Annotated in this window: 21 protein-coding genes; 8 read left to right on the forward strand and 13 right to left on the reverse strand. The window is 64.2% G+C overall.

Annotated elements, in window-relative coordinates; translation table 11 throughout:
* Nucleotides 1–25: 25 nt before the first annotated feature.
* The 9 genes from recO to rpoE form a co-directional block, all read right to left on the reverse strand.
* On the reverse strand, nt 26–709 hold the full coding sequence (gene recO, locus F3J44_RS05505; RefSeq protein ID WP_167271046.1) for a DNA repair protein RecO: 684 nt from the start codon (nt 707–709) through the stop codon (nt 26–28).
* A gap of 148 nt (nt 710–857) precedes the next feature.
* Nucleotides 858–1,760 carry a GTPase Era gene (gene era, locus F3J44_RS05510; RefSeq protein ID WP_114171483.1) on the reverse strand — a complete coding sequence of 301 codons (903 nt, stop codon included), beginning with the start codon at nt 1,758–1,760 and terminating at the stop codon, nt 858–860.
* The gene (rnc, locus tag F3J44_RS05515) at nt 1,753–2,442 is read right to left on the reverse strand and encodes a ribonuclease III (RefSeq protein WP_167061848.1); all 690 of its coding nucleotides are present in this window, start codon (nt 2,440–2,442) and stop codon (nt 1,753–1,755) included. Before rnc ends, era begins: the two co-directional genes overlap by 8 nt.
* A 162-nt stretch (nt 2,443–2,604) precedes the next feature.
* Complete coding sequence (gene lepB, locus F3J44_RS05520) at nt 2,605–3,459, reverse strand: signal peptidase I (protein ID WP_167061845.1); 855 nt, start codon at nt 3,457–3,459, stop codon at nt 2,605–2,607.
* Between the two features lie 5 nt (nt 3,460–3,464).
* Nucleotides 3,465–5,255 (reverse strand): translation elongation factor 4, encoded by a 1,791-nt coding sequence (gene lepA, locus F3J44_RS05525; protein ID WP_205299734.1) that lies wholly within the window; start codon nt 5,253–5,255, stop codon nt 3,465–3,467.
* A gap of 189 nt (nt 5,256–5,444) precedes the next feature.
* Nucleotides 5,445–6,884 carry a DegQ family serine endoprotease gene (locus tag F3J44_RS05530; RefSeq protein WP_167061824.1) on the reverse strand — a complete coding sequence of 480 codons (1,440 nt, stop codon included), beginning with the start codon at nt 6,882–6,884 and terminating at the stop codon, nt 5,445–5,447.
* A 188-nt stretch (nt 6,885–7,072) separates the two neighbouring features.
* Nucleotides 7,073–8,047 carry a MucB/RseB C-terminal domain-containing protein gene (locus F3J44_RS05535; RefSeq protein WP_167271048.1) on the reverse strand — a complete coding sequence of 325 codons (975 nt, stop codon included), beginning with the start codon at nt 8,045–8,047 and terminating at the stop codon, nt 7,073–7,075.
* 12 nt (nt 8,048–8,059) lie between these two features.
* Nucleotides 8,060–8,650, reverse strand: coding sequence for a sigma-E factor negative regulatory protein (locus F3J44_RS05540; RefSeq protein WP_167271050.1), 591 nt, complete (start codon nt 8,648–8,650; stop codon nt 8,060–8,062).
* Nucleotides 8,651–8,681: 31 nt separating this feature from the next.
* Nucleotides 8,682–9,263: an RNA polymerase sigma factor RpoE gene (gene rpoE / locus F3J44_RS05545; RefSeq protein ID WP_003252049.1), complete on the reverse strand. Its 582-nt coding sequence runs from the start codon at nt 9,261–9,263 to the stop codon at nt 8,682–8,684.
* Nucleotides 9,264–9,698: 435 nt separating this feature from the next.
* On the opposite strand from rpoE, the gene nadB reads away from it, so the two are divergent.
* Nucleotides 9,699–11,303 (forward strand): L-aspartate oxidase, encoded by a 1,605-nt coding sequence (gene nadB, locus F3J44_RS05550; protein ID WP_167061815.1) that lies wholly within the window; start codon nt 9,699–9,701, stop codon nt 11,301–11,303.
* A 109-nt stretch (nt 11,304–11,412) separates the two neighbouring features.
* On the opposite strand, the gene F3J44_RS05555 is transcribed toward nadB, so the two are convergent.
* Entirely contained in the window at nt 11,413–11,892 is a 480-nt protein-coding gene (locus tag F3J44_RS05555) for a protein YgfX (protein ID WP_167271052.1), read from the reverse strand.
* Entirely contained in the window at nt 11,876–12,130 is a 255-nt protein-coding gene (locus F3J44_RS05560; protein ID WP_009684770.1) for a succinate dehydrogenase assembly factor 2, read from the reverse strand. The genes F3J44_RS05555 and F3J44_RS05560 overlap by 17 nt, the downstream gene beginning before the upstream one ends.
* A 133-nt stretch (nt 12,131–12,263) precedes the next feature.
* Between F3J44_RS05560 and F3J44_RS05565 the strand changes: the two genes are divergently transcribed.
* Together F3J44_RS05565 and F3J44_RS05570 are read left to right on the forward strand one after the other, a co-directional pair.
* Nucleotides 12,264–13,205 carry a folate-binding protein YgfZ gene (locus F3J44_RS05565; protein WP_167271054.1) on the forward strand — a complete coding sequence of 314 codons (942 nt, stop codon included), beginning with the start codon at nt 12,264–12,266 and terminating at the stop codon, nt 13,203–13,205.
* A gap of 31 nt (nt 13,206–13,236) precedes the next feature.
* Complete coding sequence (locus tag F3J44_RS05570; RefSeq protein ID WP_167061805.1) at nt 13,237–14,046, forward strand: HDOD domain-containing protein; 810 nt, start codon at nt 13,237–13,239, stop codon at nt 14,044–14,046.
* Between the two features lie 107 nt (nt 14,047–14,153).
* Here F3J44_RS05570 and F3J44_RS05575 read toward each other — a convergent pair whose 3' ends face one another.
* Nucleotides 14,154–15,533, reverse strand: coding sequence for a sensor histidine kinase (locus tag F3J44_RS05575; RefSeq protein WP_167271056.1), 1,380 nt, complete (start codon nt 15,531–15,533; stop codon nt 14,154–14,156).
* The gene (locus F3J44_RS05580) at nt 15,526–16,197 is read right to left on the reverse strand and encodes a response regulator (protein WP_167061799.1); all 672 of its coding nucleotides are present in this window, start codon (nt 16,195–16,197) and stop codon (nt 15,526–15,528) included. Before F3J44_RS05580 ends, F3J44_RS05575 begins: the two co-directional genes overlap by 8 nt.
* 199 nt (nt 16,198–16,396) lie before the next feature.
* On the opposite strand from F3J44_RS05580, the gene F3J44_RS05585 reads away from it, so the two are divergent.
* The 5 genes from F3J44_RS05585 (at nt 16,397) to F3J44_RS05605 (ending at nt 21,855) form a co-directional block, all read left to right on the forward strand.
* Nucleotides 16,397–17,686 carry an OprD family porin gene (locus F3J44_RS05585; protein ID WP_167271058.1) on the forward strand — a complete coding sequence of 430 codons (1,290 nt, stop codon included), beginning with the start codon at nt 16,397–16,399 and terminating at the stop codon, nt 17,684–17,686.
* 31 nt (nt 17,687–17,717) lie between these two features.
* The gene (locus F3J44_RS05590) at nt 17,718–18,698 is read left to right on the forward strand and encodes a tripartite tricarboxylate transporter substrate binding protein (RefSeq protein ID WP_167061793.1); all 981 of its coding nucleotides are present in this window, start codon (nt 17,718–17,720) and stop codon (nt 18,696–18,698) included.
* A 141-nt stretch (nt 18,699–18,839) separates the two neighbouring features.
* The gene (locus F3J44_RS05595; RefSeq protein WP_167061790.1) at nt 18,840–19,298 is read left to right on the forward strand and encodes a tripartite tricarboxylate transporter TctB family protein; all 459 of its coding nucleotides are present in this window, start codon (nt 18,840–18,842) and stop codon (nt 19,296–19,298) included.
* Between the two features lie 3 nt (nt 19,299–19,301).
* The gene (locus F3J44_RS05600) at nt 19,302–20,816 is read left to right on the forward strand and encodes a tripartite tricarboxylate transporter permease (protein WP_167271060.1); all 1,515 of its coding nucleotides are present in this window, start codon (nt 19,302–19,304) and stop codon (nt 20,814–20,816) included.
* Nucleotides 20,817–20,826: 10 nt separating this feature from the next.
* Nucleotides 20,827–21,855 (forward strand): AbrB family transcriptional regulator, encoded by a 1,029-nt coding sequence (locus tag F3J44_RS05605; RefSeq protein ID WP_205299708.1) that lies wholly within the window; start codon nt 20,827–20,829, stop codon nt 21,853–21,855.
* The last annotated feature ends 12 nt before the right edge of the window (nt 21,856–21,867 follow it).

The following is a 21,867-nucleotide window of genomic DNA, read 5'->3' on the forward strand; positions in this document are numbered from 1 at the left end:
TTGAGCCCCACAGCATACGTCGTGCTCAGCGCTTGCGAAACAGTTCCCGGCTGACCAGCGGTTTTGCCCCCAGGTGCACCGCCAGTGCCTGGCGCATCAGGCGCTTGGCCGCCAGCAGCGCGCCGGGCGCCTCCCAGTCGGCCTGGGCCAGGGCCAGTAGCTGGGCGCCGTTGAACAGCCCAGGCTGCACCAGGTAGACCCGTTCCAGGCCAGCATCGACCCGCAGGCGGTAGAGGCCATCGGCTTCGACCGGTTCATCGTTGACGTCGTGGCTGAGCGAAAAGGTGTAGCCCAGGTCTTCCAGCAGCCGCCACTCGAACGAGCGCAGCAAAGGCTCCAGCGGCCTGCCGGCGGCCAGTGCCTGCAAGGTCAGGGCATAGTGCTCGAACAGTTCAGGTTGCGGCGCTTCGGCAGGCAGCAGGCGCATCAGCAGTTCATTGAGGTACAAGCCGCTGAACAGCGCATCGCCATGCAACCAGGCGGCGATGCCCACGGTGTCCAGGCGCCGGACATTCTTCAGCTCGCCCTTGCCGAACAATTCCACTTCCAATGGCACGAACGGCCGCACCAGGCTGCCGCCCTTGCCCCGCGCACGGCGCAGTACTGCACGCAGGCGGCCTTGCGGCGTGAAGAAGTCCACCAGGGCGCTGGTTTCCTTGTAGGCGCGGCTGTGCAGGACGTAGGCGGGTTGGCCAACGGGTTGATCCATGAGCAGTCACTCGGTCGCAGGCGGGGCGTGCACCTTGTAGGAGCGGGCTTGCCCCGCGAAGGGGCCAGCCCAGGCGCCATGAGTGCATGGCACGGGCTTCGCCCGTGTTCGCGGGGCAAGCCCGCTCCTACAGGCCATGCGGAGAGGCTTACAGGTCGCCGTAGCCCAGCGAACGCAGGGCGCGTTCGTCGTCGGACCAGCCGCCCTTGACCTTGACCCACAGGTTGAGCATGACCTTGGAGTCGAACAGCACTTCCATGTCCTTGCGCGCCTCGGAGCCAATGCGCTTGATACGCTCACCCTTGTCGCCAATGATGATTTTTTTCTGGCCGTCACGCTCCACCAGAATCAGCGCGTGGATGTGCAGCACATGGCCCTGCTGCTTGAACTCTTCGATCTCCACGGTGATCTGGTACGGCAGCTCCGCGCCCAGCTGGCGCATGATCTTCTCGCGCACCAGTTCAGCGGCGAGGAAGCGGCTGCTGCGGTCGGTGATCTGGTCTTCCGGGAAGAAGTGGTCGTTTTCCGGCAGGTGCTTGGCAATCTGCGCTTCCAGCGCTTCGAGGTTGTGCCCCTGCTGCGCGGAAATCGGCATCACCTCGGCGTTCGGCAGTTGCTCCTGCAGCCACTGCAGGTGCGGGATCAACTCGGCCTTCTCTTCCATGCGGTCGGTCTTGTTGACCGCGATGATCAGCGGGCCGGTCACGTACTGCACGCGCTCAAGCACCAACTGGTCTTCGTCGGTCCACTTGGTACGGTCGACCACGAAGATCACCACATCGACGTCCTTCAGGGCCGCCGAGGCGTTACGGTTCATGTAACGGTTCAGGGCCTTGTCGTTGGCCTTGTGCATGCCCGGGGTATCGACGTAGATCGCCTGCACGTCACCCTCGGTCTTGATGCCGAGCATGTTGTGGCGGGTGGTTTGCGGCTTGCGCGAGGTAATCGCCAGCTTCTGCCCGAGGATGTGGTTGAGCAAGGTCGACTTGCCCACGTTCGGGCGGCCGACGATAGCCACATAGCCACAGCGGGTTGGGGTGTTCTCAGTCATTGCCATTCTCCACGCCCAGGGCGATCAATGCGGCGGCGGCGGCGACCTGTTCGGCGATACGCCGGCTCACGCCCTGGCCACGGCTCTTGTTGTTCAGCAGCACCACTTCGCATTCGACGAAGAAGGTACGGCAATGCGGTTCGCCCTGGATGTCGACCACCTCGTAACGCGGCAGCTCGCAGCTGCGCGATTGCAGGAACTCCTGCAGGCGGGTTTTCGGGTCCTTGTTGGTGTCGACCAGGGTCAGCCCTTCGAATTCGTCGGTCAGCCAGGCGAGGATGCGCTCGCGCGCGGTCTGCATGTCCGCGTCCAGGTAGATCGCACCGATCAGCGCTTCGAGGGCGTCGGCGAGGATCGACTCACGGCGGAAACCGCCGCTTTTGAGCTCGCCCGAGCCCAGGCGCAGGTAGTCGCCCAGGTCGAAGCCACGGGCCAGGCGGGCCAGGGTTTCACCCTTGACCAGGCGGGCACGCAGGCGCGACAGCTGGCCTTCGCGGGCCTGCGGGAAGCGCTCGAACAGCGCTTCGCCGGCGACGAAGTTGAGGATGGCGTCACCCAGGAACTCCAGGCGCTCGTTGTTGCGCCCGGCGTAGCTGCGGTGGGTCAGGGCCAGCAGCATCTGCTCCTGGTTCTTGAAGGTGTAGCCGAGCTTGCGCTCGAGACGGGCAAGGGAAGCACTCATGCAGCCACCCGCTGGTTGTTCAACGCGTTGTTCAAATCAACATCCTGAAAGACTGTTTGCCTGTGGTCCGACGCAGCGAGCGGCGAATCTCTCGTTCCCTGAGAACACAAGCCTATGTCAGAAAAGCATTCGGCGCTGTCTGCAGGACAGCGCCGAAGGGTATCAATGGATCAGGCCGACCCGCGACAGGTTGGGCAAGTGGCTGAGCTTGGGCTCTGGCCAGCTCATCCATACCGCGAAAGCCTTGCCGACGATGTTGCGGTCCGGAACCATGCCGTGCAGTTCCTTCGGAATCTTCGGGTCGTCCCAGTAGCGGCTGTCGTTGGAGTTGTCGCGGTTGTCGCCCATCATGAAGTAATGGCCGGCCGGCACGGTCCATTGCTGGTCCGGCGGCATGCGATAACGGGTCATTTCCTTGCGGATCAGGTGCTCGGCTTCGCCGAGTTTTTCCTTGTACAGCTCGGCGCTGCCCAGGGTCCCCGGCTCGGCACCGACCAATTGCTCGGCAATCGGCTGGCCGTTGACGAACAACCGCTTGTCGCTGGTGTAGCTGATGGTGTCGCCCGGCAGGCCAACCACGCGCTTGATGTAGTTGACGTTCGGGTCGCTTGGGTAGCGGAACACCATCACATCGCCGCGTTGCGGGTCACCGACCTCGATGACCTTCTTGTCGATCACCGGCAGGCGGATGCCATAGGAGAACTTGTTCACCAGAATGAAATCGCCCACTTCCAGGGTCGGTTTCATCGACCCGGAAGGAATCTGGAACGGCTCCACCAGGAACGAGCGCAGCACCAGCACGATGAACAGCACCGGGAAGAACGACTTGCCGTACTCCACCAGCAGCGGTTCCTTGCTCAGGCGCTCGACCACTGCCATTTCTGGCTGGGTGACGCTGTCCTGGTAGGTGGCGACCGCTGCCCGCCGGCGCGGGGCCAGGAACAGCAGGTCGATCAAGCCCAGCAGACCGCAGACGAAGACGGCGATGACTAGCAACAGCGGGAAATTTAGCGACATAGGACCTAGCTATCCAACCTGAGCACGGCGAGGAAGGCTTCCTGTGGAATTTCCACGTTGCCCACCTGTTTCATGCGTTTCTTACCGGCCTTCTGCTTCTCCAGCAGTTTCTTCTTACGGCTGACGTCACCACCGTAGCACTTGGCCAGTACGTTCTTTCTGAGTGCCTTGACGGTTGTCCGGGCAATGATCTGGCCGCCGATGGCTGCCTGGATCGCTACGTCGAACATCTGCCGAGGGATCAGCTCCTTCATCTTCTCGGTCAATGCACGGCCTTTGTAGGCCGCGTTGTCACGGTGCACGATCAATGCCAGGGCATCGACCTTGTCGCCGTTGATCAGCACGTCCAGCTTGACCAAGTTGGCCGACTGGTAGCGATCGAAATGATAGTCCAGCGAAGCGTAGCCGCGGCTGGTGGACTTCAGGCGGTCGAAGAAGTCCAGCACCACTTCGTTCATTGGCATGTCATAGCGCACCTGCACCTGGCTGCCAAGGAACTGCATGTCGCGCTGCACGCCACGTTTTTCGATGCACAGGGTAATGACGTTGCCCAGGTGCTCCTGCGGCACCAGGATGGTGGCGGTCACGATCGGCTCGCGGAAATCGGCCACGGCCGAGACATCCGGGAGCTTGGACGGGTTGTCGACGACAATGGTTTCGCCGGTTTTCAGTTCCAGCTCGTAGATCACGCTTGGCGCGGTGGTGATCAGGTCCAGGTCGTATTCGCGCTCCAGGCGCTCCTGGATGATTTCCATGTGCAGCATGCCGAGGAAGCCGCAACGGAAGCCGAAGCCCAGGGCGTCGGAGCTTTCCGGCATGTATTGCAGCGACGAGTCGTTCAGGGTCAGCTTCTGCAGGGCATCGCGGAAGTCTTCGAAGTCGTCGGAGCTGACCGGGAACAGGCCGGCGTAAACCTGCGGCTGGATTTTCTTGAAGCCAGGCAGCACCGCCACCTCGGGGGTGGTGGACAGGGTCAGGGTGTCACCCACCGGGGCACCGTGAATGTCCTTGATGCTGGCGATGATGAAGCCCACTTCGCCGGCCTTGAGGTCAGCGGTTTGGGTGTGCTTGGGCGTGAACACGCCGACGCTGTCGACCAGGTGCACCTTGCCGGTGGACTTGACCAGGATCTTGTCGCCTTTCTTGACGCGGCCATGGCGCACGCGCACCAACGAGACGACGCCCAGGTAGTTGTCGAACCAGGAGTCGATGATCAGCGCCTGCAACGGCGCGTCGATATCGCCTTCCGGGGCCGGAATGCTCTGCACCAGGCGTTCGAGCACCTCGTCGACGCCCATGCCGCTCTTGGCACTGCAGGCCACGGCGTCGGTGGCGTCGATGCCGATGATCTTCTCGATCTCGTCCTTGACGCGGTCCGGGTCGGCCTGGGGCAGGTCCATCTTGTTCAGCACGGGCATGACTTCCAGGCCCTGCTCGATGGCGGTGTAGCAGTTGGCAACCGACTGGGCTTCGACGCCTTGGCCTGCGTCCACCACCAGCAGCGCGCCTTCGCAGGCCGCCAGCGAACGCGAAACTTCATAGGTGAAGTCGACGTGGCCGGGGGTGTCGATGAAGTTCAGCTGGTAGACCTTGCCGTCCTGCGCCTTGTAGTTGAGCGTGACGCTGTGGGCCTTGATGGTGATACCGCGCTCGCGCTCCAGGTCCATGGAGTCCAGTACCTGGGCCTCCATTTCGCGAGCCGACAGGCCACCGCACATCTGGATGAAACGGTCGGCCAGGGTCGACTTGCCATGGTCGATGTGGGCGATGATGGAGAAATTGCGGATATGACTCAAATCACTCACGGGTCAACACTCGAAAAGGCTGCGAGCCGGACGCCCGCCGAAAAATAGCCGGGAATTGTACCTTAAGCAGTTGGGTTATGGGAGATTCCTCTGCCGAACTGTACACATCAATGGCGCGCGCAATTGTGAACTTTCATGAAAAAGGGCAGCCGAAGCTGCCCTTTTCACCTGGCAAACCGCTTATTCGGCGAGCTTGAAGGTGATGAAGCTGGCGCGCCCCTGGCGCAGCACGCGCATCGACACCGAACGGTTCTTCGGCAAGTCCTTGGCGATTTCAGTGAACTGCTTGGCCGAGGCGATGGCTTGGTTGTTCAGGTGGCTGATGACATCGCCCGGGCGCAGGCCGATCACCGCTGCCGGGCCATCCTGCACTTCCTTGATGACCACGCCGCCCTTGAGCTCCAGGGATTTCTTCTGCTCATCGGTCAGGTCCGAGACGGACACGCCCAAGCGGTTGCTGCTGCGTTCGGCCTTGCCGTCGGCGCCGGTGCCGGTGCCGATGTCGGCATCGTCGTCAGGCATCGCGCCCACGGCGACGTCGAGGTTCTGGCGCTTGCCGTTGCGGATGATTTCCAGCTTGGCCTTCTCGCCATCTTTCAGGCTGCCCACCAGGTGCGGCAGGTCGGCGGACATGACGATCGGCTGGCCGTTCATGCTCAGGATCACGTCACCCACCTGCAAGCCACCCTTGGCTGCCGGGCCGTTTTCCAGCACCTGGGCTACCAGGGCACCGGCCGGCTTGTCCAGGCCGAACGACTCGGCCAGGTCCTTGTTGACCTCTTGAATCACCACGCCCAGCCAGCCGCGGCTGACCTTGCCGTCTTTCTTAAGCTGGTTGGAGACGTCGATGGCCACGTCGATCGGGATGGCGAAGGACAGGCCCATGAAGCCGCCGGAACGGGTGAAGATCTGCGAGTTGATGCCCACCACCTCGCCTTTCATGTTGAACAGCGGGCCGCCGGAGTTACCCGGGTTGATGGCCACGTCGGTCTGGATGAACGGCACATAGGTGTCGTTGGGCAAGGTACGGCCCTTGGCGCTGACGATACCCTTGGTCACCGAGTGGTCGAAGCCGAACGGCGAACCGATGGCCAGCACCCACTCGCCCACCTTGAGTTTTTCCGAGTCACCCAGCTTGACCGTCGGCAGGTTCTTGCCATCGACCTTGAGCAGGGCCACGTCGGTGCGCGGGTCGGTGCCGATCAGCTTGGCTTGCAGCTCGCTGCGGTCCGACAGGCGAACGATGATCTCGTCGGCGTCCTGCACCACGTGGTTGTTGGTCAGCACGTAGCCATCGCTGGAGATGATGAAGCCCGAACCCAGCGACATGGCTTCGCGCTGGCGGTCACCGCGTGGCGAACGGGGCTGCTGCGGCATGTTGCGCTCGAAGAACTCGCGGAACATCGGCGGCAGGCCTTCCAGGTCCGGCATCTGCCCGGCCGCCACGCGGCGGTCTGGCAGTTTCTGCTTGGTACTGATGTTGACCACCGCCGGCGAGGCCTGCTCGACCAGGGTGGTGAAGTCCGGCAGGGCTTCATCGGCCTGGGCAGTCAGCACCTGGCCGAGCATCAGCACGGCGGCGAACAGCGTTAGGTAGGATTTCAAGCGTGGTATTGACATACGGCTCCCGTCACAACGAGCGGTAGTTGGAAATAGCCCCTGCACAACGCAGGAAAGGCCAGGCTCCTGAAAGCCTGACCTATAGAAAATTTGCCAAAGGATTGCAAATGACAATGCTTTAATTTCATTTCAGCAGCGTGTCCGTCCGCCTTGGCATCGCCCTTGTACAGGGCCGTGAGGGCACGCCACTACTGGCTTGCCTGGGCATCCTGTGGGCGCATCGACAGTGCGACACGTTCTGCCGTACCCAGCGGAATCTCGCCAACCACGGTGACCTGAACCTTGCCCTTGGGCGTGTTGAGGCGCCGCGATACCGCCGAGGTCGGGCCCAGCTGGGTGCGCACGTCGGTGCCAGCATCTTCCTTCACCGGCTCAAGGAACACCGAGAACCGCGCCAAGCCATCGTCGTACATGAGGCTGCTGATGGTGCTGTCACGGGCAGGGTCACGGCGCACCGAGCTGTTGATAAGCTCGAAGCCTGGCGGCAGCCAGTCCGAACGCCACCCGGCCACCACCTCGCTGGCACTGCTGGCCACCCGCTCCACCGGCTTGCAGGTGGCGCTGGCATGCAGGTCCTGGTCGCTGGGCGGGGTGTCGGTGTCCAGGCGGGTCATCTGGAAGCGCTCCAGTAGTTGCCCTTTGTCGTTGAGCATCAACGAACGCAGCGGCAGGCCGGTACGGCGGTCCAGGTTCAGTTCGAAAGCGTAGCGATGCTGGTCGCGCGGGGTCAGGGTAATGACCACCGCGTCACGGTCGGCGACACGGGCCTTGCCCGCGACGCTGAGGTCGTACCAGCTCATCAGCTTAAGGGGATCGAGCGAGCGCTGCGCAGCGTCTGGCGGGTTGTTCACGCCACTGGCGCCATTGGCGAGGCCGCCACTGACGCACTGTACCTTGCCATCCACGCGCACGATTTCCTGGGCGGCGCCGTCGAGCTGCAACAAGCGCTCGCTAACCTTGCCGTCCTGCACACGGTGCCAAATATCGTGGGAAGAGAAGCTGCCGTTACGTTCGTAAACGAAGGAGCCCTGGTAACTCTGCTTTTGCTCGGCCTGTGCCAGCTTGTTCAACCATTGCGTCGCCTCGGGCGACGAGTTGGCTGCCAACGCTGGCACCGTCATGCAGCTGCCAATCAGCAGCGACAGGAGAGGTAGCGCGCGCATGATCCTCCTTACTTAGCGGTTTTCCAGGCTGGCGGCGCGGGCATACGGCAAGGCGGTTTCAGTGCCCTTGAGCGCGGATTCCTGGGCATGCTGGCGCAGGTAGCCTGGCAGACGCTGATCCCAGCCGGCCTGGTTCTGCAGCACGCCGTTGGCCATTGGCCCGGTCGGTTGCTCACTGCTCTCACTATAGCCTGCCAGAACGGCCGGGCCCTGACTTAGTGGCATGCTCAGGCCCTGCTGGGCAGGTTGCTGGGCAGCCAGCTCGGCACCGGTGATTTCATCCTGGTTGTACAGGCGCACACCGGCCAGCACCGCAACGGTCACCGAAGCGGCCACGGCCAGGCGGCCAACGGTACGCCATGGGCCCTGCTTGGCCTTCACCGGCACGGCCTCATCGGCCAGCGCCGCAGACACCGCCGAGGCGATATCCAGCTTGGGCAGCAGCAGTTCCTTGTGCATCGCTGCACGGGCAACCTGGTAACGCGACCAGGTGGCACGGGTTTCGGCATCGTCGACGGCGTTCAACACCCGACGCAATTCCAGTTCGTCCGCTTCGTTGTCCATCACCGCGGACAGCGATTCCTGCAAAGCTTCACGACTCATGGCGGTTCCTCTCTTGGCTGTCGCCGCTGTCTCAGGTTTCCTGCAACAACGGCTGCAGGGCTTTGTCTATGGCCTCCCGAGCGCGGAAGATTCGAGAGCGCACGGTACCCACCGGACATTGCATGACACTGGCAATGTCTTCGTAACTCAACCCATCGAACTCACGCAGGGTCAGGGCCGTGCGCAAATCTTCAGGCAGTTGCTGGATGGTGCGATGGACAGTGCCTTCGATTTCATCCCGCAACAACGAGCGCTCTGGGGACTCGAGATCCTTGAGACCATGATCGCCGTCGTAAAACTCCGCATCCTCGGAGCTCACATCGCTGTCTGGTGGCCGTCTTCCACGGGACACCAGGTAGTTCTTCGCCGTGTTGATGGCGATGCGGTACAGCCAGGTATAAAACGCACTGTCACCGCGGAAATTGCCAAGCGCACGGTAGGCCTTGATAAAGGCTTCCTGTGCTACATCCTGGGCCTCGTGGGTGTCGTGAACGAACCGCACGATCAACCCGAGAATCTTGTGCTGATACTTCAGCACCAACAGATCGAACGCTCGCCTGTCACCGCGCTGTACGCGCTCTACAAGCTGCTGATCCTCTTCCTGGGTTAGCATGAACACTCCTCAGTGAACTCGAAGGAGCGTTGCAACAGCCATCGTTCAGGCTTGCAACCATAGACTCGGGCTTTGCGCAAAAGTTCTCCCCTCCAAGCAAGTTTCCTGCGGCCCTTGGTCGGCTCGCACGGAAGACGCGGCGCGGTCACGGCCCGCTGCGTCGATAAACAGGTTTCGAATTACGCAGGTGTCAGCCCGGAAAGAGCTGCCGCCCTGCGTCGCCGCGGCAATGTGTGGCGTGCGGGCAGCCTTCATAGGATTTCCGGCCGTGTCGGAAAGTTCCCACGAAGATGCCGTAACGTCCCCAGTGGCATGGAAATTGGCCACCGCAGGCTGCTATAAAGGCAGCCCGGCCTGCGTTCACGATAGTTTCACAATGCCATCTGCGCGTGACTATTGTGCCGCGCCCCTTCCAAAGATTACTAGTGTCCCGACATGAGCCAACAATTCCAACATGATGTCCTGGTGATCGGCAGCGGCGCCGCCGGTCTCAGCCTGGCACTGAACCTTCCCGCCCACCTGCGCATTGCCGTGCTGAGCAAGGGTGACCTGGCCAACGGCTCGACCTTCTGGGCCCAGGGCGGCGTCGCCGCCGTGCTGGACGACACCGACACCGTGCAGTCGCACGTCGAGGACACCCTCAATGCCGGCGGTGGCCTGTGCGACGAAGCGGCGGTGCGCTTCACCGTGGAACATAGCCGCGAAGCCATCCAGTGGCTGATCGAGCAAGGCGTGCCGTTCACCCGTGACGAGCACCACAGCGTCGACGATGGCGGTTTCGAGTTTCACCTGACCCGCGAGGGTGGCCATAGCCACCGGCGTATCATCCATGCCGCCGACGCCACCGGCGCTGCGATTTTCACCACCTTGCTGGAGCGTGCCCGGCAGCGCCCGAACATCGAGCTACTGGAGCAACGGGTGGCGGTGGACCTGATCACCGAGCGGCGCCTGGGCCTGCCTGGCGAACGCTGCCTGGGCGCCTACGTGCTGAACCGCAACAGCGGCGAGGTCGACACCTTCGGCGCCCGCTTCACCGTGCTGGCCACCGGCGGCGCGGCCAAGGTCTACCTCTACACCAGCAACCCCGACGGCGCCTGCGGTGACGGCATCGCCATGGCCTGGCGCGCCGGCTGCCGGGTGGCCAACCTGGAATTCAACCAGTTCCACCCCACCTGCCTGTACCACCCCCAGGCCAAGAGCTTCCTGATTACCGAGGCCCTGCGCGGCGAAGGCGCCCTGCTGCGCCTACCCAACGGCGAGCGCTTCATGCCGCGCTTCGACCCACGCGAAGAACTGGCCCCGCGTGACATCGTCGCCCGCGCCATCGACCATGAAATGAAACGCCTGGGCGTGGACTGCGTGTACCTGGACATCACCCACAAGCCAGCCGAGTTCATCAAGAGCCATTTCCCCACGGTCTACGAGCGTTGCCTGGCCTTTGGCATCGACATCACCCGCCAGCCGATCCCGGTGGTGCCGGCAGCCCACTACACCTGTGGTGGCGTGATGGTGGACGATCGCGGCCACACCGATGTGCCGGGCCTGTACGCCATCGGCGAAACCAGCTTCACCGGCCTGCACGGGGCCAACCGCATGGCCAGCAACTCGTTGCTCGAATGCTTCGTCTACGGCCGCGCCGCGGCAGCGGACATCCAGGCTCACCTGGAGCAAATCGGCATGCCCAAGGCCCTGCCCTGCTGGGATGCCAGCCAGGTGACCGACTCCGATGAAGACGTGATCATTGCGCACAACTGGGACGAATTGCGGCGTTTCATGTGGGACTACGTGGGCATCGTGCGCACCAGCAAGCGCCTGCAGCGGGCCGAGCACCGGGTACGCCTGCTGCTTGATGAGATCGACGAGTTCTACAGCAACTACAAGGTCAGCCGCGACCTGATCGAGTTGCGCAACCTGGCCCAGGTGGCCGAGCTGATGATTCGCTCGGCGATGCAGCGCAAGGAGAGCCGCGGGCTGCATTACACCCTGGATTACCCAGGGATGCTGCCAGAGGCCAGGGATACCATCCTCAGCCCCCTCTGAGCACTGCGCCGCCCTCTTCACAGAGGGCTTGCCCAAACCTGGTAGGCGCGAGCAAAACTCGCGATGGGGCCTCACAGGCGGGCTGATACCCTAAGGTATGCTACGCCAGTTAGATCGCATCGCGAGCTTTGCTCGCGCCTACCGGGAGGCCAAACCTTCTTCGGCTGAACTTCAGCCTCACCCGCAACCGCCGATGCGCGTCTGCCCCCAGGGCATCACGCGGTACGCACTGGCTCTGGCCGAACCATGCCCCTGCCCTGACGAACCGCACCACCACCAACGCTGGCAGCGCCACGCTGTCGCGGCACAGGCGCACCGGCTGCCAACCTTGCGCGCGGCTGAACACCCGCCAGCCCTGGGCATCGCGGCGCAAGCCGGTCACGGCGTGGGGATCGGTCAACAGAATACGTCGGGGAATGGCCCAGCCAGCGTGGGCGAGGCAAGCGGCGGCGGCAGCACAGGCCAGCCACCAGGGGCAGGCGCTCAAGCACAAGGCCAGCAGGGCCAGGGCCTGGCAACCGAGGTAGGCCACCAGCAACAGGCGCGAGCCCTGCCAGCGGCACTCGAAGCATTCACTTGGGCTGGACACGGTCCAGAATGATGCGGACCATGCGCTGCAGCTCCGGGTCTTCGGACTCGGTGCGCTCCATGAACCAGCCGAACATGTCCTGATCCTCGCAGCTGAGCAGGCGCACGTAGAGCTCGCGGTCGGCTTCGTTGAGGGTCGGGTAGACCTCCTGGGTGAATGGCACCAGCAGTACGTCCAGTTCCAGCATGCCGCGGCGGCTGTGCCAGAAAAGCCGGTTGAGTTCTGTTTGTTCGACCATGGGGCCCTCCTCGAATGGTCGCGCAGTATACCGCGCAGCGCGCGATGCGACACCGGGCGTTGGTCTAGTCACCTACCTATTTTGTTACCGGCGTTCTATGATGGCCGCCAGTCTTTAGCCACCGCGATGACCCATGGCCGATTCCGCTTTCTTCAGCCCCCTGTCCCACGAGGGCATTCTCGCCGTCCGCGGCTCCGACGCCGGCAAGTTCCTGCAGGGCCAGCTGACCTGCAACATCAACTACCTGAGCCTTGAGCATGCCAGCCTCGGTGCCCGCTGCATGGTCAAGGGGCGCATGCAGTCGAGCTTCCGCATCCTGCCCGAAGGCAATGGCTTCCTGCTGGCCATGGCCAGCGAGCTGCTGGAGCCGCAACTGGCCGACCTGAAGAAGTACGCCGTGTTCTCCAAGGCCACGCTGACCGATGAAAGCGCGGCCTGGGCCCGCTTCGGCCTGCAGGGTGGCGAGGCCGCGTTGCAAGCACTGGGCCTGGTCGTGCCGGACGAGCCTGGCAGCACCGTGCGCCATGATGGCCTGATCGCCATTGCCGTCTCTCCTGGCCGCGTCGAGCTCTGGGTGCCGGCGGACAACGCCGCCAGCGTGCGCGAGCAACTGGCCGCCGCCTTGCCCGAAGGCAGCCTCAACGACTGGCTGCTGGGGCAGATCCGTGCCGGCATCGGCCAGGTCATGGGCCCGACCCGGGAATTGTTCATCCCGCAGATGATCAACCTGCAAGCTGTCGATGGCGTGAGCTTCAAGAAAGGCTGCTACACCGGCCAGGAAATCGTCGCGCGCATGCAGTACCTGGGCAAACTCAAGCGCCGCCAGTACCGCCTGGCACTCGACCAGCAAGCCGTGCCGGCGCCGGGCGAGGAGATTTTCTCGCCCACCCACGGCTCGTCGGTCGGCGAGGTGGTATTGGCTGCCAGCACCGGCCAGGGCTGCGAGCTGCTGGCGGTGCTCAGCGCCGATTCGGTGGAGGACGACAACCTGCACCTGGGCAGCCTGGAAGGCCCACGCCTGCAGCTGTTGAGCCTGCCCTACGCGCTGGACCGCGACCGCGAAATCCAGCGCTGAAGAGTGCACCACCCTTGCCGTAGAGACGTTCATGAACAAGCTGGCCGAGATGGTTCAAGCGCAGTTGCTCGCTGCCATCGACAACGATGACCTGGTCCTGCCGACCCTGCCCGAGGTTGCCTTGAGCATTCGCGAGGCAGCCGAAGACAGCGAAATCAGCGTTGCCGCCCTGAGCAAGGTGATCGGCCGCGATGCCGCCCTTTCGGCACGCCTGATCAAGGTGGTCAACAGCCCGCTGCTGCGTGCGGCCGTGGAGGTCACCGACCTGCACACTGCCATTACCCGCCTGGGCATCAACTACAGCTGCAACCTGGCCATTGGCCTGGTGATCGAGCAGATCTTCCATGCCCGTTCTTCGGCAGTGGAGCAAAAGCTGCGCGATATCTGGTCGAACAGCCTGGAAGTGGCTGGCATCAGCTATGAATTGTGCCGCCGCTACACGCCCCAGTTGAAGCCCGACCAGGCGACCCTGGGCGGGCTGGTGAACCAGATCGGCGCGCTGCCGGTGCTGATCTATGCCGAGGAACACAACGAGCTGTTGTCGGACCCTGTGTGCCTGCACTACGTGATCGAACAGATCCAGCCGGTGCTGGGCGACAAGATTCTCTCTTCGTGGGAATTCCCCGAGCAACTGGTCAACCTGCCAAGCCAGGTACAGGACCTTGACCGCAGCACCGACAAGGTCGACTACATCGACGTGGTGCAGATCGCCAAGTGCCTGAGCCTGCGCGGGCGCAGCCGGCCACTGGCGGCACTGCCGGCGTATCGGCACCTGGGCTTGCCGTTTGGCACGGAGCTTGAGATGGGCGAGTTGCTGGAGGCGCGGAGCATGTTGCGCTAGGCATTTTCCTGGGGGGGCCCTTTCGCGAGCTACGCTCGCTCCTACCCGGTTGGCGTAACCCTGTAGGAGCGAGCGCAGCTCGCGAAAGGGCCCGCCCAGGCAGCCCATCAATCGGCAATAAAACTCACCCGCACCTTCAACCCACCTTTCTCGCCATCATGCAGGCTGATCTGTGCCAGATGCGCCCGGCAAATCTCGCCAACGATGGCCAGCCCCAGCCCACTGCCCTGCACTCCGCGCCGGTAAAACCGCTCGAACACGCGCTCGCGCTCATCTTCGGGAATTCCGGGCCCATCGTCCTCGACCTCCAGCACGGCAGGGGCCAATACCCGCAAAATCACATTACCGCCCGCCGGCGTATGCGCCAGCGCGTTGTCCATCAGGTTGCTCAGCAGCTCGTTGAGCAGGGTCGGCTCGCCCTTCAACCACACCGGCGCCTCGGCCTCAAGCGCCAGCGCCACACCGCGCTTGTGCGCCAGCGGCGCCATGGCCATGCCCAGCTCACGGGCCAGCTGGCTCAAGTCCAGCCGTTGCGCCCCGCCTTCGGCAATCGCCCGGGCACCGTTCTCCACTCGGGCCAGCGACAGCAACTGGTTGGCCAGGTGGGTCAGGCGGTCGGTTCCCTGAGCCGCTGTTTCAAGGGTTTGCCGCCACTCCTGCGGCTGCTGCGAACGCAAGCCCAGCTCGACCCGCGCCTTCAGCGCGGCCAGTGGCGTGCGCAGTTCGTGGGCGGCCTCGGCGATGAACTGTGCCTGGCGCTCGAACTGCCCACGCAAGCGCTCGGTGAAGTGGTTCAAGGCCCGCACCAAAGGCCCCAGCTCGCGCTGCACCTGCACCACCGGCAGCGCCCGCAGGTCGTCTGGCTGGCGCTCCTCCACCGCCGTGCGCAGGCGCTCCAGCGGGCGCAGCGCGGCACTGACGGCAAACCAGACCATCACCAGCGCCCCCAGCGCCAGCATGCCCAGGCGCAGCAGCGTATCGGCCATCAGCCCCCTGGCCATGCGCACCCGCGCCTCCTCGGTTTCGGCCACGCGAATTTCCGCCATGCCGTTCATGTTCGGCTCGCTCACCGCCTTGAGCAGGCTGACCACGCGCACGTCCTGGCCCAGGTAGGTGGCGTTGTAGAAGCGCGCCAGGGCTGGGTAGTCGTCGGTACGCGGGGTGCCGGGCGGCGGTGGCGGCAGGTGCTCGTAACCGGAAATCAGCTTCTGCTCGATGTCCAGCACCTGGTAGTAGATTCGCCCGGCACTGTCGTAGGCAAAGGTGTCCAGCGCCACATAGGGCACATCGGCGCTCAGGGTGCCGTCACGCTGGGACAGCCCGGCGGCAATGGTCCGCGCCGAGGCCAGCAGGGTGCGGTCGTAGGCGGTATCGGCCGCTTCACGGCCATTCCAGTAGGCGCTCAGGCCGCTGGCCAGCATTAGCACCACCAGCAGCAGCGCCAGGTTGCCCACCAGCCGCCCGCGCAGGCTGCCATTGTCACGCATCGCGGTGCTCAAGCAGGTAGCCCAGGCCGCGGAAGGTGACGATGGCCACCGGGTGACCATCGAGTTTCTTGCGCAGGCGGTGGATGTAGATTTCGATGGCATCGGGGCTGGCTTCTTCGTCCAGGCCAAACACCTGGGCCGCCAGTTGCTCTTTGCTCATCACCCGGCCCGGGCGGGCAATCAGGGCTTCGAGCACGCTCTGCTCGCGGGAAGTCAGGGTGAGGTTGTCGTCCCCCAGGCTGAAGCGCCGGGTGTCCAGGTCGTACACCAGCGGCCCACAGCGTTGCTGGCGTTCGCCACCGAGCACGCTGCGCCGCAACAGGGCCTTGACCCGCGCCTCCAGCTCGGTGAGCTCGAACGGCTTGGCCAGGTAGTCATCGGCGCCCAGGTTCAGCCCGTGGACCCGGTCCTTGACGTCGCTGCGCGCGGTCAGCATCAGCACCGGCAGGGTTTTGCCACGGCTGCGCAGGCGCGCCAGCACCTCGAAACCGTCCATGCGCGGCAGGCCCACGTCGAGCACGGCAACGGCGTATTCCTCGCTGGCCAGGGCCAGGTCGGCGGCCACGCCATCGTGGAGCACGTCCACGGTCAGGCCATGGCTTTTCAAGGCCTGGGCCACGCTGTCAGCCAGTTGCAGATGGTCTTCGACCAGCAGCACACGCATCGGATTCTCCCTGCTCGGGTGGGGCGGTGGCGCGGAGTGTACCGCTGAAGTCAAGGCTGTGAAGCCCCTTGTAACAAACCTTTCGCGCTGAAAGGTTCACGAAAGGTTCGTTACCTAGCATCGCACCACGGTTGCCCCACGCGCCGAAAAAAGCACCAGCAAGGTGCAACGAACAAGAATAAAAAACGGAGTCATCCCGATGCTGTCATTGCAGCCTCAGGCGTTCGCGCCTAGCCGTTCCCTGTCCGCACGCCCCTCTGCCATCGCCAGCGCCCTGGCGCTCGCCGGCGTCGCCCCGCTGAGCCAGGCCGCCTTCCTCGAAGACAGCACGGCCACCTTCGAAACCCGCAACATGTACTTCAACCGCGATTTTCGCGACGGCACCAGCGCGCAGCAGTCCAAGCGCGACGAGTGGGCCCAGGGCTTCATGCTCAACTTCGAGTCCGGCTACACCGACGGCACCGTGGGCTTCGGCCTGGACGCCCTGGGAATGATGGGCATCAAGCTCGACTCCAGCCCCGACCGTACCGGCACCGGCCTGCTGCCCACCCATGACGACGGCAAGGCGGCCAACGAGTATTCCAAGCTCGGCCTGACCGGCAAGGTGAAGATCTCCAAGACCGAACTGAAAGTCGGCACGCTGATTCCCGAACTGCCGACCCTGCAGCCCAACGACGGGCGCATCCTGCCGCAGACCTTCCAAGGCGGCCTGCTCACCTCCCAGGAAATCAAGGGCCTGACCTTCACCGGCGGGCGCCTGGACAAGGCCAAGGACCGCAACGACACCAACTGGGAAGACCTGGCCCTGAACAACAAGAACGGCCGCTTCGGTGGCAGTTTCAGCGCCGACAACCTCGACCTGGCGGGCCTGGACTACAAGTTCACCGACCGTATCACCGGCAGCTACCACTTCGCCCAGCTCGACGACATCTACCGCCAGCACTTCATCGGCATGGTCGCCAGCCAGCCCTGGGGCCCTGGCACCTTCGGCGCCGATGTGCGCCTGGCGATCAGCGACGATGCCGGCGCGGCCAAGGCCGGGCGCATCGACAACACCACCTTCAACACCCTGCTCAGCTACAGCCTGGGCGGGCACAAGGTCAGCGCCGCCTGGCAGCAACTGTCGGGCGACAGCGCCTTCCCGTACATCGATGGCGCCGACCCGTACCTGGTCAACTTCGTCCAGATCAACGACTTCGCCGGGGCCGACGAACGCTCCTGGCAGGCGCGCTACGACTACAACTTCGCCGCACTCGGCATCCCCGGCCTGACCTTCATGACCCGCTACATCAACGGCGACAACGTCAGCCGCGCCGCCGGTGGCGAGGGCAAGGAGTGGGAACGCAACACCGAACTCAAGTACGTGGTACAAAGCGGCGCGCTGAAAAACGTCGCCGTGCGCCTGCGCAACGCCACCTTCCGCTCGAACTTCGCCCGCGACGCCGACGAAGTGCGGCTGCTGGTGAGCTACAGCGTCGCGCTGTGGTAACCCATAACAACAACGCTCACGGAGACATTCGATGACCTTTTCACTGCGCCGCCTCGTCCTCGCCACCGGCTGCCTGCTGCTGGCCGGCAATGCCCTCGCCGCCGAACCGAAACGCCCTGAATGCATCGCCCCGGCCTCGCCCGGTGGCGGCTTCGACCTGACCTGCAAGCTGGTGCAAAGCGCCCTGGTGCAGGAAAAGATCCTCAGCAAGCCGATGCGCGTCACCTACATGCCCGGTGGCGTTGGCGCCGTGGCCTACAACGCCGTGGTCGCCCAGCGCCCGGCCGACGCCGGCACCCTGGTGGCCTGGTCCAGCGGTTCGCTGCTGAACCTGGCCCAGGGCAAGTTCGGCCGCTTCGACGAGAACGCGGTGAAATGGCTGGCGGCGGTCGGCACCAGCTACGGTGCCATCGCGGTGAAGAATGACTCGCCCTACAAAACCCTCGACGACCTGGTCGCCGCCCTGAAGAAGGACCCGAGCAAGGTCGTGATCGGCTCCGGCGGCACCGTCGGCAGCCAGGACTGGATGCAAACCGCACTGATCGCCAAGGCCGCTGGCATCAACCCGCGCGACCTGCGCTACGTGGCCCTGGAAGGCGGCGGCGAGATCGCCACCGCGCTGCTGGGCGGGCATATCCAGGTGGGCTCCACCGACATTTCCGACTCCATGCCGCACATCCAGAGCGGCAACATGCGCATCCTCGCGGTGTTCTCGGAAAACCGCCTGGACGAGCCGGAGATGAAGAACATCCCCACCGCCAAGGAACAAGGCTACGACATCGTCTGGCCAGTGGTGCGTGGCTTCTACCTGGGGCCAAAGGTAAGCGACGAGGAATACGCCTGGTGGAAGGACTCCTTCGACAAGATGCTGGCTTCGCAAGACTTCGCCAAGCTGCGTGACCAGCGCGAGCTGTTCCCGTTCGCCATGACCGGTGAAGAACTGGACGGCTACGTGAAGAAGCAGGTGGCGGACTACAAATCGCTGGCCAAGGAATTCGGGCTGATTCAGTAAGCCACTCAGGACTTTTCCCCGATCCCTGTAGGAGCGGGCTTGCCCCGCGAAGAAACCACCGCAGTCACTGCCACCGGCTGCGCCGGTGTTCGCGGGGCAAGCCCGCGCCTACAAGGCCTGCGATTCAATGAGGATTTTTGCATGATCCTGCAACGCATTTTCGCCCTGGCCCTGCTGGCGGTGTGCGCCGCCCTGGCCGTAATGGCCTGGCCCTACCAGGCCGCGTTTTCCTATGAGCCGGTGGGCCCGCGCGCCTACCCGCTGCTGATGCTCGGCCTGATGAGCCTGGGCCTTTTGTACCTGGCCGTTCGCCCAACGCCCATCGTGCGCAAGGACGACGAACCCGAACTGGACCGGGAAACCCTGATCAAGATCGGCGTGTGCGTCGGCCTGCTGATCGTGTTCGCCGGCACCTTCGAACCCCTGGGCTTCATCCTCAGCGCCATTCTGGTCGGTATCCCCATGGCCCGCCTGTACGGCGGCCGCTGGCTGCACAGCAGCCTGGTGGTGGTGGGCATGAGCCTGCTGCTGTACTGGCTGTTCGACCGCGTCATGGACGTCCCCCTGCCCCTGGGCCTGCTGAGCGTACTGGAGAACTGACACATGGATACCTTGAGCTACCTGGGCCAGGGCTTCGGCGTCGCCCTGAGCCCCTACAACCTGGTCACCGCCTTGTCTGGCACCTTGATCGGCACCGTGGTCGGCCTGCTGCCGGGCCTGGGCCCGATCAACGGCGTGGCCTTGCTGATTCCGATCGCCTTCGCCCTCGGCCTGCCGCCTGAGTCGGCGCTGATCCTGCTGGCTGCGGTGTACCTGGGCTGCGAGTACGGCGGGCGGATCAGCTCGATCCTGCTGAACATCCCGGGCGAAGCCTCGACCGTGATGACCACCCTGGACGGCTACCCCATGGCGCGCCAGGGCCTGGCTGGCGTGGCTTTGTCGCTGTCGGCCTGGAGTTCGTTCATCGGCGCCCTGATCGCCACCTGCGGCATGGTGCTGTTCGCCCCGCTGCTGGCCAAATGGGCGATCGCCTTTGGCCCGGCGGAATATTTCGTGCTGATGGTGTTCGCCATCGTCTGCCTGGGCGGCATGGCCGGCGACAAACCCCTGAAGACCTTCATCGCCGCGCTGATCGGCCTGTTCCTGTCGGCGGTCGGCATCGACGCCAACAGCGGCGTGTACCGCTTCACCGGTGACAGCGTGCACCTGGCCGACGGCATTCAGTTCGTGGTGCTGGTGCTGGGCCTGTTTTCCATCAGCGAGATCCTGCTGTTGCTGGAAAAAACCCACCATGGCCACCAGGCGGTCAAGGCTACGGGGCGCATGCTGTTCAACTTCAAGGAAGCGGCCTCGGTGTTCGTGGTGAATATCCGCTGCGGCCTGCTCGGCTTCATCATGGGCGTGCTGCCCGGTGCCGGTGCCACCCTGGCCAGCGCCGTGGCCTACATGACCGAGAAGCGCATCGCCGGCACCACGGGCAAATTCGGCAAGGGTGACGCCCGTGGCCTGGCGGCCCCGGAAACCGCCATCGGTGCCTCCTGCTGCGGCGCCCTGGTGCCGATGCTGACCCTGGGCGTACCAGGTTCGGGCACCACGGCGGTGATGATCGGTGCACTGACCCTGTACAACATCACCCCAGGCCCGCTGCTGTTCGAACAGCAACCGGACATCGTCTGGGGCCTGATCGCCTCGCTGTTCATCGCCAACATCATGCTGGTGATCCTGAACATTCCGATGATCCGCATCTTCACCCGCATCCTCGCCGTGCCGAACTGGGCGCTGGTGCCGGTGATAGCCATCATCACCGCCATCGGCGTCTACGCCGTGCACGCCACCACCTTCGACCTGTTCCTGATGGTGGGCATCGGCATCATGGGCTACATCCTGCGCAAGCTGGACTTCCCGCTGTCGCCGATCCTGCTTGGGTTCATCCTCGGTGGGCTGATGGAGCAGAACCTGCGCCGCGCGCTGTCGATTTCCAACGGCGAACTGGGCATCCTCTGGTCCAGCCCGATCAGCCTGTCGGTGTGGGTGCTGACGACCTGCATGCTGACCCTGCCGCTGCTGCGCATCTGGCGCAAGCGCAGCCAGCAGCGCCGGGCCCTGGCCGATGCCTGACCGGCGGCCAATGCCACTGTTCGTTGCCACCGGGCTGGTCGGCCTTGCCGGCGGTTATGCCGCCAGCAAGGTCGGCTGGCCCTTGCCGTGGATGGTCGGCTCGCTGCTGGCGATCATCCTGGTGCGCTGCCTGACGCCCTGGCAGCTTTCGGAAATCCCCAACGGGCGCAAGTGCGGCCAATGCATCATCGGCATCGGCATTGGCCTGCACTTCACCCCGGCGGTGATCGAACAGGTCGCCAGCCATTTCCTGCTGATTTTCTTCGGTGCGCTGTTCACCACCCTGTCCAGCGGGATCAGCGTGTGGCTGCTGCGGCGCACCGGCGAGGACCGCGCCACGGCGTTTTTCGCCAGCATGCCCGGCGGCTCGGGGGAAATGGTCAACCTCGGCGCACGCAATGGCGCCGTGCTCAGCCAGGTAGCAGCGGCCCAGAGCCTGCGCGTGCTGGCAGTGGTGCTGTGCGTACCGGCATTGTTCAAGTTCCTGCTCGGTGATGGCGTGCCGCTGAACCATGCCGGCAGCGTGAGCTGGGGCTGGCTGGCGGTGATCGTGCCGCTGGGCGTGGCCATGGGGTTTGCCTGGCAACGCTTGCGCCAACCCAACCCATGGCTGTTCGGGCCTTTGCTGGTGGCGGCTTCGCTGAGCCTGGCGGGCAACCTGCAGATCGCCTTGCCCAATGGCGCCAGCCAGATCGGCCAATGGCTGATCGGCAGCGGCCTGGCCTGCCACTTCAACCGGGCGTTCTTTCGCCGTGCGCCGTCGTTTCTTGGGCGCACGCTGGTGGCCACGGGGTTGTGCATGGCGATTGCCGGCAGCGCGGCCTGGGGCTTGAGCGTGATGACTGAACTGGACCTGCGCTCGCTGACCCTGGGCATGATGCCTGGCGGCATCGCGGAGATGAGCCTGACGGCGGAAACCTTGCAGCTGTCGGTGCCACTGGTTACAGCGCTGCAGGTGATGCGCTTGCTGTTCGTGCTGTTTCTGGCCGAGCCGTTGTTCCGCTGCTGGAAAAGAACTACCGCTGAATCCGCACGGTAGACGCACACAACA

This window comes from Pantoea sp. Tr-811, from assembly GCF_011752535.1.
GTDB lineage: Bacteria > Pseudomonadota > Gammaproteobacteria > Pseudomonadales > Pseudomonadaceae > Aquipseudomonas.

Coding starts and splice junctions, on each gene's coding strand:
- F3J44_RS05600 (WP_167271060.1), top strand. CDS start 19,302: ATGGATACCTTGAGCTACCTGGGCCAGGGCTTCGGCGTCGCCCTGAGC.
- F3J44_RS05580 (WP_167061799.1), bottom strand. CDS start 16,197: ATGCGTGTGCTGCTGGTCGAAGACCATCTGCAACTGGCTGACAGCGTG.
- F3J44_RS05530 (WP_167061824.1), bottom strand. CDS start 6,884: ATGTCAATACCACGCTTGAAATCCTACCTAACGCTGTTCGCCGCCGTG.
- lepB (WP_167061845.1), bottom strand. CDS start 3,459: ATGTCGCTAAATTTCCCGCTGTTGCTAGTCATCGCCGTCTTCGTCTGC.
- F3J44_RS05605 (WP_205299708.1), top strand. CDS start 20,827: ATGCCACTGTTCGTTGCCACCGGGCTGGTCGGCCTTGCCGGCGGTTAT.
- nadB (WP_167061815.1), top strand. CDS start 9,699: ATGAGCCAACAATTCCAACATGATGTCCTGGTGATCGGCAGCGGCGCC.
- rnc (WP_167061848.1), bottom strand. CDS start 2,442: ATGAGTGCTTCCCTTGCCCGTCTCGAGCGCAAGCTCGGCTACACCTTC.
- F3J44_RS05540 (WP_167271050.1), bottom strand. CDS start 8,650: ATGAGTCGTGAAGCTTTGCAGGAATCGCTGTCCGCGGTGATGGACAAC.
- F3J44_RS05570 (WP_167061805.1), top strand. CDS start 13,237: ATGAACAAGCTGGCCGAGATGGTTCAAGCGCAGTTGCTCGCTGCCATC.
- F3J44_RS05590 (WP_167061793.1), top strand. CDS start 17,718: ATGACCTTTTCACTGCGCCGCCTCGTCCTCGCCACCGGCTGCCTGCTG.
- F3J44_RS05560 (WP_009684770.1), bottom strand. CDS start 12,130: ATGGTCGAACAAACAGAACTCAACCGGCTTTTCTGGCACAGCCGCCGC.
- F3J44_RS05565 (WP_167271054.1), top strand. CDS start 12,264: ATGGCCGATTCCGCTTTCTTCAGCCCCCTGTCCCACGAGGGCATTCTC.
- F3J44_RS05575 (WP_167271056.1), bottom strand. CDS start 15,533: ATGCGTGACAATGGCAGCCTGCGCGGGCGGCTGGTGGGCAACCTGGCG.
- recO (WP_167271046.1), bottom strand. CDS start 709: ATGGATCAACCCGTTGGCCAACCCGCCTACGTCCTGCACAGCCGCGCC.
- F3J44_RS05535 (WP_167271048.1), bottom strand. CDS start 8,047: ATGCGCGCGCTACCTCTCCTGTCGCTGCTGATTGGCAGCTGCATGACG.
- F3J44_RS05595 (WP_167061790.1), top strand. CDS start 18,840: ATGATCCTGCAACGCATTTTCGCCCTGGCCCTGCTGGCGGTGTGCGCC.
- era (WP_114171483.1), bottom strand. CDS start 1,760: ATGACTGAGAACACCCCAACCCGCTGTGGCTATGTGGCTATCGTCGGC.
- rpoE (WP_003252049.1), bottom strand. CDS start 9,263: ATGCTAACCCAGGAAGAGGATCAGCAGCTTGTAGAGCGCGTACAGCGC.
- F3J44_RS05585 (WP_167271058.1), top strand. CDS start 16,397: ATGCTGTCATTGCAGCCTCAGGCGTTCGCGCCTAGCCGTTCCCTGTCC.